This is a genomic window from Stenotrophomonas sp. yr243 (assembly GCF_900184195.1).
Lineage (GTDB): Bacteria > Pseudomonadota > Gammaproteobacteria > Xanthomonadales > Xanthomonadaceae > Stenotrophomonas > Stenotrophomonas lactitubi.
Map to the genome: position 1 here is coordinate 86,258 of NZ_FXWT01000002.1, position 15,491 is coordinate 101,748.

At 66.0% G+C, this 15,491-nt stretch carries 14 protein-coding genes; 5 read left to right on the forward strand and 9 right to left on the reverse strand.

Features of this window, described 5'->3' with window-relative positions; all coding sequences use genetic code 11:
- Positions 1–58: 58 nt before the first annotated feature.
- Complete coding sequence (locus QOL57_RS07260) at positions 59–781, forward strand: response regulator (RefSeq protein ID WP_089238050.1); 723 nt, start codon at positions 59–61, stop codon at positions 779–781.
- A 753-nt stretch (positions 782–1,534) separates the two neighbouring features.
- On the opposite strand, the gene recO is transcribed toward QOL57_RS07260, so the two are convergent.
- The 9 genes from recO to rpoE form a co-directional block, all read right to left on the reverse strand.
- Positions 1,535–2,254 (reverse strand): DNA repair protein RecO, encoded by a 720-nt coding sequence (gene recO, locus QOL57_RS07265; RefSeq protein ID WP_089236422.1) that lies wholly within the window; start codon positions 2,252–2,254, stop codon positions 1,535–1,537.
- 18 nt (positions 2,255–2,272) lie between these two features.
- Positions 2,273–3,169, reverse strand: coding sequence for a GTPase Era (gene era / locus QOL57_RS07270; RefSeq protein WP_025877117.1), 897 nt, complete (start codon positions 3,167–3,169; stop codon positions 2,273–2,275).
- Entirely contained in the window at positions 3,166–3,846 is a 681-nt protein-coding gene (gene rnc, locus QOL57_RS07275; RefSeq protein WP_032977092.1) for a ribonuclease III, read from the reverse strand. The genes era and rnc overlap by 4 nt, the downstream gene beginning before the upstream one ends.
- On the reverse strand, positions 3,836–4,219 hold the full coding sequence (locus tag QOL57_RS07280; protein WP_089236423.1) for a DUF4845 domain-containing protein: 384 nt from the start codon (positions 4,217–4,219) through the stop codon (positions 3,836–3,838). The genes rnc and QOL57_RS07280 overlap by 11 nt, the downstream gene beginning before the upstream one ends.
- Before the next feature lie 34 nt (positions 4,220–4,253).
- Positions 4,254–5,048 carry a signal peptidase I gene (gene lepB / locus QOL57_RS07285; protein ID WP_059064781.1) on the reverse strand — a complete coding sequence of 265 codons (795 nt, stop codon included), beginning with the start codon at positions 5,046–5,048 and terminating at the stop codon, positions 4,254–4,256.
- A gap of 54 nt (positions 5,049–5,102) precedes the next feature.
- Positions 5,103–6,896, reverse strand: coding sequence for a translation elongation factor 4 (lepA, locus tag QOL57_RS07290; protein WP_176429828.1), 1,794 nt, complete (start codon positions 6,894–6,896; stop codon positions 5,103–5,105).
- Between the two features lie 185 nt (positions 6,897–7,081).
- Positions 7,082–8,623 carry a DegQ family serine endoprotease gene (locus tag QOL57_RS07295; RefSeq protein WP_089236425.1) on the reverse strand — a complete coding sequence of 514 codons (1,542 nt, stop codon included), beginning with the start codon at positions 8,621–8,623 and terminating at the stop codon, positions 7,082–7,084.
- A gap of 76 nt (positions 8,624–8,699) precedes the next feature.
- Entirely contained in the window at positions 8,700–9,575 is an 876-nt protein-coding gene (locus QOL57_RS07300; protein ID WP_089236426.1) for a sigma-E factor negative regulatory protein, read from the reverse strand.
- The gene (gene rpoE / locus QOL57_RS07305; protein WP_025877103.1) at positions 9,572–10,192 is read right to left on the reverse strand and encodes an RNA polymerase sigma factor RpoE; all 621 of its coding nucleotides are present in this window, start codon (positions 10,190–10,192) and stop codon (positions 9,572–9,574) included. Before rpoE ends, QOL57_RS07300 begins: the two co-directional genes overlap by 4 nt.
- A gap of 235 nt (positions 10,193–10,427) precedes the next feature.
- On the opposite strand from rpoE, the gene QOL57_RS07310 reads away from it, so the two are divergent.
- The 4 genes from QOL57_RS07310 to QOL57_RS07325 all read left to right on the forward strand — a co-directional run bounded on the left by QOL57_RS07310 (position 10,428) and on the right by QOL57_RS07325 (position 15,470).
- Positions 10,428–12,491: a 3-hydroxyacyl-CoA dehydrogenase NAD-binding domain-containing protein gene (locus tag QOL57_RS07310; protein WP_089236427.1), complete on the forward strand. Its 2,064-nt coding sequence runs from the start codon at positions 10,428–10,430 to the stop codon at positions 12,489–12,491.
- 619 nt (positions 12,492–13,110) lie between these two features.
- Complete coding sequence (locus tag QOL57_RS07315) at positions 13,111–13,974, forward strand: pirin family protein (protein ID WP_089238052.1); 864 nt, start codon at positions 13,111–13,113, stop codon at positions 13,972–13,974.
- A gap of 121 nt (positions 13,975–14,095) precedes the next feature.
- Positions 14,096–14,815 carry an aquaporin Z gene (gene aqpZ, locus QOL57_RS07320; protein WP_089236428.1) on the forward strand — a complete coding sequence of 240 codons (720 nt, stop codon included), beginning with the start codon at positions 14,096–14,098 and terminating at the stop codon, positions 14,813–14,815.
- 196 nt (positions 14,816–15,011) lie between these two features.
- The gene (locus QOL57_RS07325) at positions 15,012–15,470 is read left to right on the forward strand and encodes a hypothetical protein (protein WP_089236429.1); all 459 of its coding nucleotides are present in this window, start codon (positions 15,012–15,014) and stop codon (positions 15,468–15,470) included.
- The last annotated feature ends 21 nt before the right edge of the window (positions 15,471–15,491 follow it).

The following is a 15,491-nucleotide window of genomic DNA, read 5'->3' on the forward strand; positions in this document are numbered from 1 at the left end:
TTGCGCCCGCCGCCGCCGTGCTTGATGATTGACCCCAGCTGACATGGAGGCAGCCCTGATGCAGATGACCCCGCGGGCCAGTCGACCCCGCTTCCTGCTTGTCGAGGACGACATCATCAGCCGTGGTTTTTTCAAAGCGGCGTTGGAAACGTTACCAGCGGATGTGGACACCGCCGACTCACTGGCCAGCGCCCTGGCGCGCGCCGAGCCCGGTGCCCACGACCTGTGGCTGATCGACGTCAACCTGCCGGACGGCAATGGTGCCCAGCTGTTGCACCAGCTGCGGCGCTCGCACCCGGACACCCCGGCGCTGGCGCATACCGCCGACGGCGATGCTGCCATTCACGCACGCCTGCGCGAGGCCGGTTTCAGCGACACCCTGGTCAAGCCGCTGGGTCGCGACCAACTGCTCAAGGCGGTCCGTCGTGCGCTGGTCAACAGCCCCGCCGGCTCCACGGTGCCGCCAGCGGCGGTCGAGCTGGCGCTGGAGGACTGGGATGAAACCGCCGCCCTGGCGGCGCTCAATGGCCAGCGCAACCACCTGATCGCCCTGCGCGAACTGTTCCTGGCCGAACTGCCGGGCGTGCGCGACGCGGTCGAACAGGCCGTGGACCAGCACGACGAGCGCCAGCTGCGCAGCCAGTTGCACCGGTTGCAGGCCAGCTGCGGGTTCGTGGGTGCAGCGCGACTGGCACGCGCGGTGCGGCAGCTGCACCACACGCCCGAATCGGGGCAGGCACAGGCGGTGTTCCGCGCCGCCGTAGCTGCTCTGCTGCACTGAGGGGTTCGGCCGGGCTGCGCCCGGCACCTGCAGATGCAACAGCCGGAGCAACGGCAACAGCCAAAGCGGCTTCCTGCGGGATGGCGGGGCGGCATGGGTTGGCAGGACACGCCGTAAACCCATCCATGGCGGCTCGATGGCGCCATCCATGGCGCCAACGGTCCTGCCACCCCATGCCGCCCCACCCCTGACAGTTTCCCGGTGGCTGGTAGATCCACGCCATGCGTGGATGAATCTCCATCGAAATCGAATATTTCGAGAATTGAACGAAGAGCATCCACGCATGGCGTGGATCTACGTGTCGACCAAGGTCGACACCTACCAACTGCAGTAGAAAACTGTCGACGCCGTGACCCCATCCATGCGGGCTTAGTCGCCGCATCGACAGTTTCCCGGTGGCCAGTAGATCCACGCCATGCGTGGATGAATCTCCATCGAAATCGAATATTTCGAGAATTGAACGAAGAGCATCCACGCATGGCGTGGATCTACGTGTCGACCAAGGTCGACACCCACCAAGAACAGGCCATGCCATTCCGACAGATCGCGGAGATCTGTCGAAGGCGGGGTGGGTCCGGTTGCGGGGGCGTGAGCCGCATGGATGCGGCGACCGAGCTTACAGGGACGTACTTGCAGCGTCCCCCGCAACCGGACCCACCCTGCCATCCCACGGAATGCCGGCTTTTGCCGTTGCTGTTGCCGTTGCTCCGGCCTCTGCAGGTGCAGGGCGCAGCCCTGCCGGGCACACCACCCTCACCGCCTGGGCGCGAGCTGCTCCAGCATCTCCCACGATTTCAGGCCGCGTGCGCCAAGGTGATGAGCCAGCACCCCCCGCATCGGCAGGCGCAGGCTGGCCAGATCGGCGGCGTCCGGCTCGTCGTCAGCTGCCAGGGCCAACAGTGCTGAACCTGTAGCCGCCGCGCGACGCTCGCCGCCACGCTCACTGAGCAGGCGCTGCGGTCCTTCCTGCGGGTCCAGCTCATAGCGCGCCGCCGGGTCGATCGGCTGGCCATCGCTGGCGGTCTCCAGATCGAAGCCCACACCCAGCGCCGCCAGCAGCTCGCGTTCGAAACGACGCAGGGTCCAGGCCAGGCCGGCACCCACGGCCAGGCGCGCACGCGCTTCGCCGTAGGCCAGGTACAACTCCGGCAGCGGATCCTGGCGCGGCGACAGGCGCAGGGTCAGTTCACTCAAATAGAACCCGGCCAGCATGGCCTGGCCGAGCAGGCGCGGCGCCACATCCAACGCTTCAGCACCGCGCAGCTGGGCCAGTTCGCCACGCTGCAGCGCGCTGAAGCGGATCCACTGCAGGGGCTGCAGGGCCGCTCGCAGCACCTGGCCCTTGGCCGTGGAAACGCCGCGCGCGAGCAGGCCGATCCGGCCGTGCTCGGCGCTCAATACCTCGACCAGCAGGCTGGTCTCGCGATAGGCCCGCGCATGCAGCACGAAGCCGGTGTCGTCCTCGATCAGCATCGAAGCGACCGTCGCGGCTTATTCGTAGCCGAAGGCCTTCAGCGCGGCCTCGTCATCGGACCAGCCCTCACGCACGCGCACCCAGGTTTCCAGGAACACCTTGGCCCCGAACAGACGCTCCATCTGCAGGCGGGACTTGGCCCCGATCTCCTTCAGGCGGGTGCCGCCCTTGCCGATCACGATCGCCTTCTGGCCTTCGCGCTCGACCCAGATCACCGCACCGATGCGCAGCAGGTTGCCGTCCTCGGTGAAGCGCTCGATCTCCACCGTGGTGGCGTACGGCAGCTCTTCGCCCAACTGGCGCATCAGCTGTTCACGCACCAGTTCGCCAGCCAGGAAGCGCTGGCTGCGGTCGGTGATTTCGTCTTCGCCGAACATCGGCGGGGCTTCCGGCAACAGCGCCAGCACATCACGGACCAGGGCTTCCAGGCCGTTGCGCTTCTGCGCCGAAATCGGATGCACCGACGAGAAGTCACGGCCGGCGGTCACTTCCTGCAGGAACGGCAGCAGCGCGCCCTTGTCCTTCATGCGGTCGATCTTGTTGACCACCAGCACCACCGGGATACCGGCGTCGCGCAGCACGTTGAAGGCCAGGCTGTCCTCTTCGTCCCAGCGTCCGGCTTCGATCACCAGCAGGCCGGCGTCAACGCCTTCCAGCGAGCCGCGGGCGGCGCGGTTCATGACCCGGTTCATCGCCCGCTTCTGCACCTTGTGCAGACCGGGCGTATCGACCAGCACCAGCTGCCCTTCCGGGTAGGTGGCGATGCCCAGCAGGCGGTGACGGGTGGTCTGCGGCCGGTTGGACACGATGCTGACCTTGGCCCCGACCAACGCATTGGTCAGGGTCGATTTGCCCACGTTCGGGCGGCCGATGACGGCCACGCTGCCGCAATGATGGGGAGTTTGTTCGCTCACTTGGAATCCAGTTGTTCAAGGACGGCCGCAGCCGCTTGTTGTTCGGCGATCCGCCGCGAGGAGCCTTCGCCCTCGGTGCTGGCGGCGGGGTCGGCTACGTTGCAGCGTACCCGGAAGTGTTTGGCGTGGTCGTCACCGGATTCTGACACCAGTTCGTACTGTGGCAACGCCTTCTGTCGGCCCTGCAGCCATTCCTGCAGGCGGGTCTTGGGATCCTTCTCCGGTCGCCCGGTGGCCGGCAGCGCCTCCATCGAGGCGGCAAACCAGGGCAGGACCATCGCCCGGCAGGCTTCAAAGCCCACGTCCAGGTAGATCGCCGCGACCACGGCCTCGAATGCATCGGCCAGGGTCGAGTCGCGGCGATGGCCGCCCGACTTCATTTCGCCGGGCCCCATGGTCAGCCGGTCACCCAGCTGCAGGGTCCGCGCGATCACCGCCAGCGCGCCTTCGCGCACCAGCTCGGCGCGGGCGCGGGTCATCGCGCCTTCGTCTGCCTTGGGCCAGCGCAGGTACAACGCCTCGGCGACCATCATGTTGACGATGCTGTCGCCAAGGAACTCCAGCCGCTCGTTATGCGGCGCGCCGGCACTGCGATGGGTCAGCGCCTGCTTGAGCAGGTCTGGATCGCGGAAGGCATGACCGATCAGGTCTTCACGTTGGAAAGATTTATTCGGCACCGCTACGGGTCAGGTCCTGGGAAGAATCGAATTTGCCAACCACATCCAGGTTGCCGACCAGTTGGCGGCGCACTTCGTAGTTGACCTTGAGGGTCCAGCCATTGTCGCGACGGTCGAACTTGACGTTGGCCGGCTTCACGTTGTCCGAGTAGTTGATGTACAGCCGCTTGAAGAACAGGTCCTGGATGTTGGCCGGCGCCATGCTGCCGATGCCGGGTTCCTTGGCCAGGCTCTTCATCGCCGAGCGCACCGCGTAATACTCCTGGTACATCGGGAACAGCTTCATGCCGATGTAGAGGAAGAAGCCAACCACGATCAGGACCGTCAGGAACGAGGTCAGGGTCATGCCGCGCTGCGTGTTCATCGTCTTCATTGCGTTCTCCCCAGATACGCGAGTGGATGTGAAGTCAGTTGATGCTCGAGCCGATCCGCGACGGTTCGAAGCCGTCCTTGCAGAACCAGCCCTGGCAGTTCAGCCAGATCAGGAACGCCTTGCCGCGCAGGTTCTCTTCCGGCAGCAGGCCCCAGAACCGACCGTCGTCGCTGTTGTCGCGATTGTCGCCCATCACCAGGTACTTGCCGGCCGGCACGGTCCACTGGCCCTGGCCACGCGGATAGTCGGTCTCCAGCACGGTGTGGGTACGGCCCGGCAGGTGCTCGACCAACAGGTTGGCGCCCTCGCCCTGGCCCTTGTGGCCGGCGTAGATGCCCTTGTTGTCGTACTTCAGCGGTTCGCCGTTGAGGATCACGCCGTCGCCTTCGAACACGATGGTATCGCCCGGCACGCCGATCACGCGCTTGATGAAGTTCTCGCCCTTGGCCGGGTCGTTGTCACCATGGCCGGGGAAATGGAACACCACCACGTCGCCGCGGGCCGGATCACCGACCGGCACAAAGCGGGTATTGGTGATCGGCAGGCGCAGGCCATAGGAGAACTTGTTGACCAGGATGAAATCGCCGATCAGCAGGTTCGGCATCATCGAGCTGGACGGGATCTTGTACGGCTCGGCGATGAAGCTGCGCACGATCAGCACGATCGCCAGCACCGGGAAGAACGCACGCGAGTAGTCCACCAGCACCGGCTCGGTGTCGAGCAGGCCGGCGCGCTGGGCGCGACGCTTGGCCAGGTACAGCTTGTCGGCCAGCAGGATCAGGCCGGAGGCCAGGGTCAGCACGACCAGGAGGATCTCAAACAGTTTCATTCAGGGTCCTTTGCAACGTCACCGGACGATCGGCCCGAAGGCCGGTTTCGGGGCTTATTTGTTGTCCATCTGCAGCACGGCCAGGAAGGCTTCCTGCGGAATTTCCACGCGGCCGACCTGCTTCATGCGCTTCTTGCCTTCCTTCTGCTTTTCCAGAAGCTTCTTCTTGCGCGAAACGTCGCCACCATAGCACTTGGCCAGAACGTTCTTGCGCATGGCCTTGACCGTGGTGCGCGAGATGATCTGCGAGCCGACGGCGGCCTGGATGGCCACGTCGAACTGCTGGCGCGGGATCAGGTCCTTCATCTTCTCGCACAGCTCGCGACCACGACGATCGGCATGGCTGCGGTGCACGATCAGCGACAGCGCATCGACCTTGTCGCCATTGATCAGCACGTCCACGCGCACGAACGGACCGGCATCGAAGCGCACGAAGTGATAGTCCAGCGAGGCATAGCCACGGCTGACCGACTTCAGCTTGTCGAAGAAGTCCAGCACCACTTCGGCCATCGGCAGCTCGTAGCTGATCTGCACCTGGCTGCCCAGGTAGTTGATGCCGAGCTGGCTGCCACGCTTTTCTTCGCACAGCTTGATGATGTTGCCGATGTACTCCTCGGGGGTGAGCACGTTGGCGCGGATGATCGGCTCGCGGATCTCCTGCACATGGTTCAACGGCGGCAGCTTGGCCGGGTTGTCCATGTTGATGATCGTGCCATCGGTCTTCAGGACTTCATACACCACCGTCGGCGCGGTGCTGATCAGGTCCAGGTTGTATTCGCGTTCCAGGCGCTCCTGCACGATTTCCATGTGCAGCATGCCGAGGAAGCCGCAGCGGAAACCAAAGCCCATCGCTTCGGAACTTTCCGGCTCGAAGCGCAGCGCGGCATCGTTCAGGCGCAGCTTGTCCAGCGCTTCGCGCAGGTCCGGGTAATCCTCGGCATCGACCGGGAACAGGCCGGCGAACACGCGCGGCTGCATTTCCTGGAAGCCCGGCAGCGGCTTCGCCGCGGGATCGGCAGCGAGGGTGAGGGTGTCACCGACGGGCGCGCCATGCACGTCCTTGATGCTGGCAGTGACCCAGCCCACTTCGCCCGCACGCAGTGCCGGCAGCACCTTGCGCTTCGGTGTGAACACACCGACGTTGTCGACCTGGTGGTTGCGGCCGGTGGACATCACCTGCAGCTTGTCGCCGGCCTTGATCTCGCCCTGCATCACGCGCACCAGCGAGACCACGCCCAGGTAGTTGTCGAACCACGAGTCGATGATCAGCGCCTGCAGCTTGTCGGTATCACGCGGCACCGGCGCCGGAATGCGATGCACGATCGCTTCCAGCACGTCGACCACGTTCAGTCCGGTCTTGGCACTGACCGGGACTGCGTCGCTGGCATCGATGCCGATCACGGCCTCGATCTCGGCCTTGGCACGCTCGATATCGGCGGTGGGCAGGTCGATCTTGTTGATCACCGGCACCACTTCCAGCCCCTGCTCCACGGCGGTGTAGCAGTTGGCCACCGACTGCGCTTCCACACCCTGGGCTGCATCGACCACCAGCAGCGCGCCCTCGCAGGCGGCCAGCGAGCGGCTGACTTCATAGGAGAAGTCGACGTGGCCGGGGGTGTCGATGAAGTTCAGATGGTAGGTCTGGCCGTCCTTCGCCACGTACGGCAGCGACACCGACTGCGCCTTGATGGTGATGCCACGCTCACGCTCGATCGGATTGGAGTCGAGCACCTGCGCTTCCATCTCGCGTGCCTGGAGGCCGCCACAGAGCTGGATGATGCGGTCGGCCAGCGTGGACTTGCCGTGGTCGACGTGGGCGATGATGGAGAAGTTGCGGATGTTCCGCATCGAATCAGAGGACATAGAGAGGTGGCGGCGGCGCGCGGCGTCGTCAGGGTAACGGTCGATTATCGCACGCCCGGAGGGTGGCCGCGTGGTTGGCCTGTCCGGGCAAGCCCCGGAATGGCCGAAGCCCCGCCAGGGCGGGGCTTCGGGGATACCACATGGGCCGCCGTGAAGGCGGCCATCCGTTGTTACGGGCCGGCCTTGACCGCCACAAAGGCGCTGTTGCCGCTGCCGGTACGGACCAGCAGCATGACCACGTCGCCCTTCTTGTACCCGGACAGTGCACGGTTCAGGCTTTCCACGCTGCCGACCGGATTGCTGGCCACCTGCAGGATCACCATGCCGCCGGACAGGCCGGCATCACGTGCGCCTTCGCCCTTCACTGCGGTGATGCGGACACCTTCGCCCGCCTCCAGGCCCAGCTGCTTGCGCTGCGGCGCGGTCAGGTCGGCAACCTCCAGCCCCAACAGGGCATTGGCGCCGGTCTGCGGAGCGGCCATGTCATTGCCTGCGGACGGGCTGCGGGCATTGCCCTGCGCATCCTCGGCCAAGGCAGTCAGGGTCGCGCTCAGGTCACGCGGCTTGCCGTCGCGGATCACGCCCAGAGTGACCCGACTGCCCGGCGCCATCGCACCGATCAGCGGCGGCAGGTCGGACCAGCTGTTGACCTGCGCACCGTTAACCGTGCGGATCACGTCACCGATCTTGACCCCGGCCTTGGCCGCGGCACTGTTCGGCACGATCTGGTTGACCAGCGCGCCGCGGCTGTCGGGCAGGCCCAGGCCTTGCGCCTTCAATGAATCAATCGGCTCGACCACCGCACCCAGCTGGCCACGGGTGACCTTGCCGCTCTTTTTGATCTGCTCGACCGCGTTCATCGCCAGGTCGATCGGGATCGCGAAGCTGATGCCCATGTAGCCGCCGGAGGCCGAGAAGATCTGCGAATTGATGCCGACCACTTCACCGCGGGTGTTCAGCAGCGGACCGCCGGAATTGCCCTGGTTGATCGCCACGTCGGTCTGGATGAACGGCACATAGCGCTGGTCCGGCCCCCCGGTGTTGCGGCCGAGGGCACTGACCACGCCAGCGGTGACCGAATGATCAAGGCCAAACGGCGAGCCGATTGCGACAACCCACTGACCGGGCTTGAGGGTATTGGAATCACCCACGCGCACGGTCGGCAGGTTCTTGCCGTCGATCTTGAGCAGGGCCACGTCGTACTGCTGGTCGCTGCCCACCACCTTGGCGGTGAATTCGCGGCTGTCGCCGAGCTTGACCTTCACTTCACTGGCGTCGGCGACCACGTGGTAGTTGGTCAGCACGTAGCCGTCAGGCGAAATGATGAAGCCCGAACCCATGCCCCGGCCCTTGATGCTGGGTCCACCGTCCTGGCCACCGGAGCCCTGCCCCGGCATCGGGAAATCCGGGCCGAAGAAGCGGCGGAAGAACTCGGGCATCTCGTCATCACCCGGGCCCATGCCGCCGCGTGCCTGACGGTTGCTGCGGACAATGGTGGTGTCGACGTTGACCACGCCGGGGCCAACCTGTTCCACCAGATTGGTGAAGTCAGGCAGACCGCTGACCAGCGGTTGCGCCGGTGCGCGCGGCGCCGCAGCAGCGGCGGCGGCCTGCGGCGGGGCGGTCGTCGGCGCCGCCGGTTGGGCGCAGGCCACCAGCGGCAGGGTCAGGGCGAACAGGCCAATGGCCTGTGTGCGCAGTCGGGGAGTCATCGGACGGCAACCTCCGGGTCGGATGGAAAGGGAAAGAAGCGCCCCGCTGGCGGCGGGGCGTGTGACGTTACCCGGCTCAGTCGCGCGGGCGCTGCGGCGCCGGCAGATCATCCTGCAGGCGCGGCTCGAACGGATAGAACGCGGCGCCACCGGCATGCGCCGGGAAGCTGGCATTGAGGGCGCCACCGGCGGCGGGCGCCAGGCTGGAGCGCGGCCACGGCCGCGCCTGCAGGCTGCCGACCTCGCCAAATGGCAGGTTGCGCGCGCTGCCGGCCGGCACGGTCGGGGTCAGCGGCGCTTGGCTGGCGACCGCGCGCAACGGGGTGTCATCGCGCTGGGCCACGCGTGCGGCCTGCTGGCTGCGGGTGGCGCTGGCGCGGCGCGCGTCCTGGCGACGGCTGGCCGCGGCCATGGCCACCGCCGGCACGCTGGCCACGGCCATCGTGGCGGTGTCCACCGATGCCTCGGTGACAGCCTCGGGCTGCCCGGATGCCGGCGGCAACTGCGCCTGGCTGGCGATCACCTGCGGTGCGGAGACATCGACGGGCGGCGCCTCCTGCAGTTTTTCGCGGCCTACGAACAGCGCTACGGCGGCAACCGAAGCGGCCAGGGCTCCGCCGCCCCAGGCACGCCAGCCACTACGACGGGCCTGTCGCTTCGGCTCGGCCAGCGGCGCAGGCTCGGCGGCGATGGCGGCAGCCACGGCGGCGCTGAAACCGGCCGGTGCCAGCAGTGACGCCTGGCCACGCATGACGTCACCCAGCAGCTGCCAACGTTCCTGGCAGCCGGCCAGTTCCGGATCGTGTTCCATGCGGCGCACCAGGAAGCGCGCCTCGTCTGCCCCCAGCTCGCCGTCGACCAGCGCCGACAACTGCTGGCGATGGCGTTCGTCCAGGCGTTGCCCGGCGGGAGACTGGTGGTTGTGCGATTCGTTGTTCGGAATGCGGGTCATATACGGCTCTTCTCGCGGGTGGCGCTGCCGATGTCCAACAGCGGCCGGAGTTCGGTGTCGATCGCCTCGCGCGCCCGGAAGATCCGGGAACGCACGGTGCCGATCGGGCACCCCATCTTCTGCGCGATTTCCTCGTAGCTCAGGCCTTCCACCTCGCGCAGGGTGATCGCTGACCGGAGTTCTTCCGGCAGCGCGTTGACGGCCTTCATCACCGTCTGTTCCAGCTCCTGGCGCATCAACTCGCGCTCCGGCGTGTCGGTGTCGCGCAGGCGTGTGCCGCTGTCGAACTGCTCGGCGTCACCGATGTCGATGTCATCGGTCGGCGGGCGGCGATTGTGCGAAGCCAGATGATTTTTGGCGGTATTCACGGCGATCCGATGCAACCAGGTTGAGAACTGGGCGTCGCCACGGAAGCTTCCAATCGCACGGTAGGCACGGATGAAAGTGTCCTGGGCCACGTCCTGACATTCACTCCAGTCGGCGATGTAGCGACCGACCAGGGCCACGACCCGATGCTGGTACTTGCGCACCAGGACATCGAAGGCGGCACTCTCGCCGTGCTGCACGCGCCGGACCAGTTCCAGATCCAGCTCCTGTGGTGTATCAACATCGGCCATGAGGGGCCGCACTCCTGTCAGCCCAACCGACGTCGGGCAATGAGACTGCCAATCCCGGGAAAAGTTCAGTCGCCGATCACCTGGCGCCGCACCAGCTTTTAACCACCGTTCCGTTAACGTTCCGGTCCAAGGCCTGCGATCCGGGGCGCCACACCCCTGCTATTGGGATTTGACGCGGGGGAAACAACCTCTGGATCATAGCCCCCTTCTCCATACACAACCGGATGGAACGTCCATGCTCTCAAGCTTCGATGGTCTCCGCTTCAGCCACTGGCACCCCGAGATCCGCGACGATGGCGTGGTGGTCCTCTCCCTTGATCGTCAGGACAGCAGTGTCAACGCAATGTCGCAGGATGTCCTGCTGGAGCTGGGCGATCTGCTTGAGCGCATCGCCATGGACCCGCCCAAGGGCGTGGTGATCCAGTCGATCAAGAAGGCAGGCTTCATCGCCGGTGCCGACCTGAAGGAATTCCAGGAATTCGATCGCCGCGGCACCGTCAACGATGCCATCCGCCGTGGCCAGTCGACCTACCAGAAGCTGGCCGAACTGCCCTGCCCGACCGTGGCCGCCATCCATGGCCATTGCCTGGGCGGCGGCACCGAGCTGGCCCTGGCCTGTCGCTACCGCGTCGCGTCCAATGACAGTTCCACCCGCATCGGACTGCCGGAAACCCAGCTGGGCATCTTCCCGGGCTGGGGTGGCAGCGCGCGCCTGCCGCAGCTGGTCGGCGCGCCCGCTGCGATGGACATGATGCTGACCGGACGCACGCTGTCGGCCTCGGCCGCACGCGGCATCGGCCTGGTCGACAAGGTGGTGGCACCGGCCGTAGTACTCGACACCGCCGTGGCGCTGACCTTGTCCGGCACCACCCGCCCGTTCAAGCAGCGCGCGACGGCGTGGGCGACCAATACCTGGCTTGCACGCCAGCTGCTGGCACCGCAGATGGTCAAGCAGGTTGCGCGCAAGGCGAAGAAGGACCAGTACCCGGCGCCGTATGCGTTGATCAGCACCTGGCAGCGCAGCGGCGGCAAGCCGGTGCAGGCACGCCTGGACGCCGAACGACGCGCGGTGGTGAAGCTGGCCAGCACACCGACCGCACGCAACCTGATCCGCATCTTCTTCCTCACCGAACGCCTGAAGGGCCTCGGTGGTGGTGATTCCGGCATCCGCCACGTGCACGTGATCGGTGCCGGCGTGATGGGCGGTGACATCGCCGCGTGGGCGGCCTACAAGGGCTTCGACGTGACCCTGCAGGACCGCGAGCAGCGCTTCATCGACCCGGCCATGGAACGCGCGCAGGCGCTGTTTGCCAAGAAGGTGCGCGACGAGAGCAAGCGCCCGGCCGTAGCCGCGCGCCTGCGTGCCGATCTGGAAGGCAACGGCGTGGCGCAGGCCGATCTGGTCATCGAAGCGATCATCGAGAACCCGGAAGCCAAGCGTGCGCTGTACCAGACGCTGGAGCCGAAGATGAAGCTCGACGCGTTGCTGACCACCAACACCTCGTCGATTCCGCTGGTGGAACTGCGCGATCACATCCAGCGTCCGGCGCAGTTCGCCGGCCTGCATTACTTCAATCCCGTGGCACAGATGCCGCTGGTGGAGATCATTCATCACGATGGTATGGCGACTGAAACCGAGCGTCGCCTGGCCGCCTTCTGCAAGGCGCTGGGCAAGTTCCCGGTGCCGGTGGCCGGCACCCCCGGCTTCCTGGTCAACCGCGTGCTGTTCCCGTACATGCTGGAAGCGGCCACCGCGTATGCCGAAGGCATTCCGGGGCCGGTGATCGACAAGGCGGCCGTGAAGTTCGGCATGCCGATGGGCCCGATCGAATTGATCGACACCGTGGGCCTGGACGTGGCCGCTGGCGTGAGCAAGGAACTGGCACCGTTCCTGGGCCTGCAGATTCCGGCGGCGCTGCAGGCGGTGGAACCGGACAAGCGCGGCAAGAAGGATGGCCAGGGCATCTACACGTGGGAAAACGGCCGGGCCAAGAAGCCGGACGTGGCGCGCGACTATCAGGCGCCTGCCGATCTGGAAGATCGCCTGATCCTGCCGCTGTTGAACGAGGCAGTCGCGTGCCTGCACGAAGGCGTGGTGGCCGACGCGGACCTGCTGGATGCGGGCGTGATCTTCGGTACCGGTTTCGCACCGTTCCGCGGCGGTCCGATCCAGCACATCCGTGCGGTCGGTGCCGATGCCATCGTGGAGCGACTGAAGGCGCTGCAGCAGCGTCACGGTGACCGCTTCGCCCCGCGCCCGGGCTGGGACAACCCGGTCCTGCGCGAACCGGTGGTTTGATCGGCCGGGCCTGCGGCCCGGCACCCGCAGAGGCAACAACAACAGCTACAGCAAAAGCCAGAGCCAAAGCGGCTCTGGCTTTTCTGTTTGTTGGGCGGGGCGGTGTCGGGTTGCGGGGACGCCGTAAACCCATCCTTGGGGGCTTGGCCGCGGCATCCATGCCGCGGACACCCCGCAACCCGACACCGCCCCACCCCTGACAGGTTCACGCGGCTGTTGGTAGGTGTCGACCTTGGTCGACACGCTTGATCCACGCCATGCGTGGATGCGAGCGAAGCGACCAGCGTTTGATTTTGATTTTGATTTTCTTTTTTCTTCTCCGTGGCTGGACGGCACACGGAAAGTGTCAGAGGCCGGGCGAGTGGGTTGCGCAGGACCGTTGGCGCCATGGATGGCGCCATCGAGCCCCCATGGATGGGTTTACGGCGTGTCCTGCGCAACCCACCCGCCCGGCCAAGCGCGGCCTTTGATTTTGCTTCTGCCTTACGCGACCAACCAACCAACAGCCACGAGGGGCTGCGCCGTTGGCTGGAACAACCTGTTACCCGAACGGGGAATGTCACCGTCACGACAGCATGCGATGCTGACCGCCTTGATCCCTGCCAGCGAGAACGCCCGCATGACCACCATCATCGCCCCGCGCGTACACGACATCGGCGGCCTGGAAGTGCGCCGTGCAGTGCCCACCCTGCAGGCCCGCAGCATCGGTTCGTTCGTGTTCGTCGACCAGATGGGCCCGGCACTCATGCACCCCGGTACGGCCATCGACGTGCGCCCGCATCCGCATATCGGCCTGGCCACCGTCACCTATCTGTGGTCGGGCGCCATCGGCCACCGCGACACGCTGGGTTCGGACCAGGTGATCCGCCCGGGCGACGTCAACTGGATGACCGCCGGCCGCGGCATCGCCCACTCCGAGCGCACGCCGCAACCGGACCGCGACCATGACAACCCGATCCACGGCATGCAGACCTGGGTAGCGTTGCCGAAGTCGCATGAGGAAATCGAACCGGCGTTCTACCACCATGCGGCTGCCACCCTGCCCGAGCAGCGTCGCAACGGCGCCTGGTTGCGGGTGATCGCCGGACGCGCCTATGGCGAGGAATCGCCGGTGCAGGTGTTCGCCGATACGCTCAACGTAGCGATCGATCTCGACCCGGATGCAGAGATCGACATCGATGATGGTCACCGCGAGCGCGCGCTGTACATCCTCGAGGGCGAAGCGCAACTGGATGGCGTGGACATTCCGGCCCAGCACCTGGTGATTCCCGAAGCCGGTGCGCGCGGGCGTCTGCGCGCGAAGACGCCGGTGAAGGCGATGCTGTTCGGCGGCGAGCCGCTGGATGGCCCGCGCCATCTGTGGTGGAACTTCGTTTCCAGTTCGAAGGAACGTATCGAGCAGGCCAAGCACGATTGGGAAGCCGGGCGTTTCGGCACCATTCCCGGTGACGACAAGGAATTCATTCCCCTGCCCGAGCATTGAGCATCGCGTGTTGCACACATCCGAGGGTGTATCCCTGCACCCGGCGTTGACGCTACAGTCACCCGCTGATCACTGAAATGTGACATAAATCACACTTTCGACCGTCAAAGGAGTGCAACACATGAGCATGGGTAAACGCTTGTCCGCCGAGTTCCTCGGCACGTTCTGGCTGGTTCTGGGTGGCTGTGGCAGTGCGGTGCTGGCCGCCAAGTTCGGTGGCGACGGCAATCCGCTGGGTATCGGTTTCCTCGGCGTGGCGCTGGCCTTCGGCCTGACCGTGGTGACCGGCGCCTACGCGTTCGGCCATATCTCCGGTGCGCACTTCAATCCGGCAGTCAGCGTAGGCCTGTGGGCCGGCGGCCGCTTCCCGACCAAGGATCTGCTGCCCTACATCATCGCCCAGGTGGCCGGCGGCCTGCTGGCCGGCTTCATCCTGCTGCAGATCGCCTCCGGTGCCAGCGGCTTCGCCATTGATGGCAGCCAGGCCGGTGCGTTCGCCAGCAACGGCTATGGTGCGCTGTCGCCCGGTGGCTACAGCGTGGCGGCCGCGTTCCTGTGCGAAGTGGTGCTCACGGCAGTGTTCCTGATCGTGATCATGGGCGCGACCCATGGCAAGGCGCCGGCAGGTTTCGCGCCGCTGGCCATCGGCCTGGCCCTGACCCTGATCCACCTGATCAGCATTCCGGTCACCAATACGTCGGTGAACCCGGCCCGCTCCACCGCGGTGGCCTTCTTCGCCGGCAGCGGCGCAACCGGCCAGCTGTGGCTGTTCTGGGTCGCCCCGCTGTTGGGCGGTGCGATCGGCGGCATCATCTACAAGTGGATCGGCAACGACCGCTGAGCCGTGACCGTGCCATTGCGGCCGACCCTCGGCCGCAATGGTTACGGATGTAACCGCGATTTGTGCGATCGCTCACGTTCCGTTAAGGTCTGGCCATCTGCTCGTGCTTGTGCCGGGCAGGACGGCATCCGGGGATGGGATGCCTCGGCCGCCGGTGACACCGGCGGTGCCAACGACACGCCACCTTGGGGGATGCATGAAGTTCGCGCCTGTTGTTTTGTCGAGCCTGCTGTTCGTTGCGGCGTCTGCCTGTGCGCAGGCCCCGGTCGAATGTCCATCGTTGCCCGCCAGCAGCGGCCTGCAATGGCAGCAGCAGGCACAGTCCGGCTTCCTGGTCTGCCGTGCGGCCACCGGCGACGGTCGCGAAGTGTTGAGCCTGATGCTCAGCCAGCGCGATCCGGGCATTCCGCTGACCCGCTCGCTGCGCCAGGAAAAGGGCAGCTTTGCCGGTGAATCGATGTATTGGTACCAGCCGGATCTGGGTGGCCAGCAGCCGCCCGGCTATGCCGAGCGCCGCATCAGCGTGGTCAAGCTGGACAAGGGCCGCTACGCGCAGATCGCGCTGTATCCCGACAGTTCCCAGGAACTGGGCACACTGCAGCAGCTTGCGCAGGGCATGAACCTGACGCCCTCTGCCGTGGCCGACGGCCGCTGAGAGGCTGCGGGGATGACTGCA

Coding starts and splice junctions, on each gene's coding strand:
- QOL57_RS07260 (WP_089238050.1), top strand. CDS start 59: ATGCAGATGACCCCGCGGGCCAGTCGACCCCGCTTCCTGCTTGTCGAG.
- recO (WP_089236422.1), bottom strand. CDS start 2,254: ATGCTGATCGAGGACGACACCGGCTTCGTGCTGCATGCGCGGGCCTAT.
- QOL57_RS07280 (WP_089236423.1), bottom strand. CDS start 4,219: ATGAAGACGATGAACACGCAGCGCGGCATGACCCTGACCTCGTTCCTG.
- lepB (WP_059064781.1), bottom strand. CDS start 5,048: ATGAAACTGTTTGAGATCCTCCTGGTCGTGCTGACCCTGGCCTCCGGC.
- lepA (WP_176429828.1), bottom strand. CDS start 6,896: ATGCGGAACATCCGCAACTTCTCCATCATCGCCCACGTCGACCACGGC.
- QOL57_RS07295 (WP_089236425.1), bottom strand. CDS start 8,623: ATGACTCCCCGACTGCGCACACAGGCCATTGGCCTGTTCGCCCTGACC.
- QOL57_RS07300 (WP_089236426.1), bottom strand. CDS start 9,575: ATGACCCGCATTCCGAACAACGAATCGCACAACCACCAGTCTCCCGCC.
- rpoE (WP_025877103.1), bottom strand. CDS start 10,192: ATGGCCGATGTTGATACACCACAGGAGCTGGATCTGGAACTGGTCCGG.
- QOL57_RS07310 (WP_089236427.1), top strand. CDS start 10,428: ATGCTCTCAAGCTTCGATGGTCTCCGCTTCAGCCACTGGCACCCCGAG.
- QOL57_RS07315 (WP_089238052.1), top strand. CDS start 13,111: ATGACCACCATCATCGCCCCGCGCGTACACGACATCGGCGGCCTGGAA.
- aqpZ (WP_089236428.1), top strand. CDS start 14,096: ATGAGCATGGGTAAACGCTTGTCCGCCGAGTTCCTCGGCACGTTCTGG.
- QOL57_RS07325 (WP_089236429.1), top strand. CDS start 15,012: ATGAAGTTCGCGCCTGTTGTTTTGTCGAGCCTGCTGTTCGTTGCGGCG.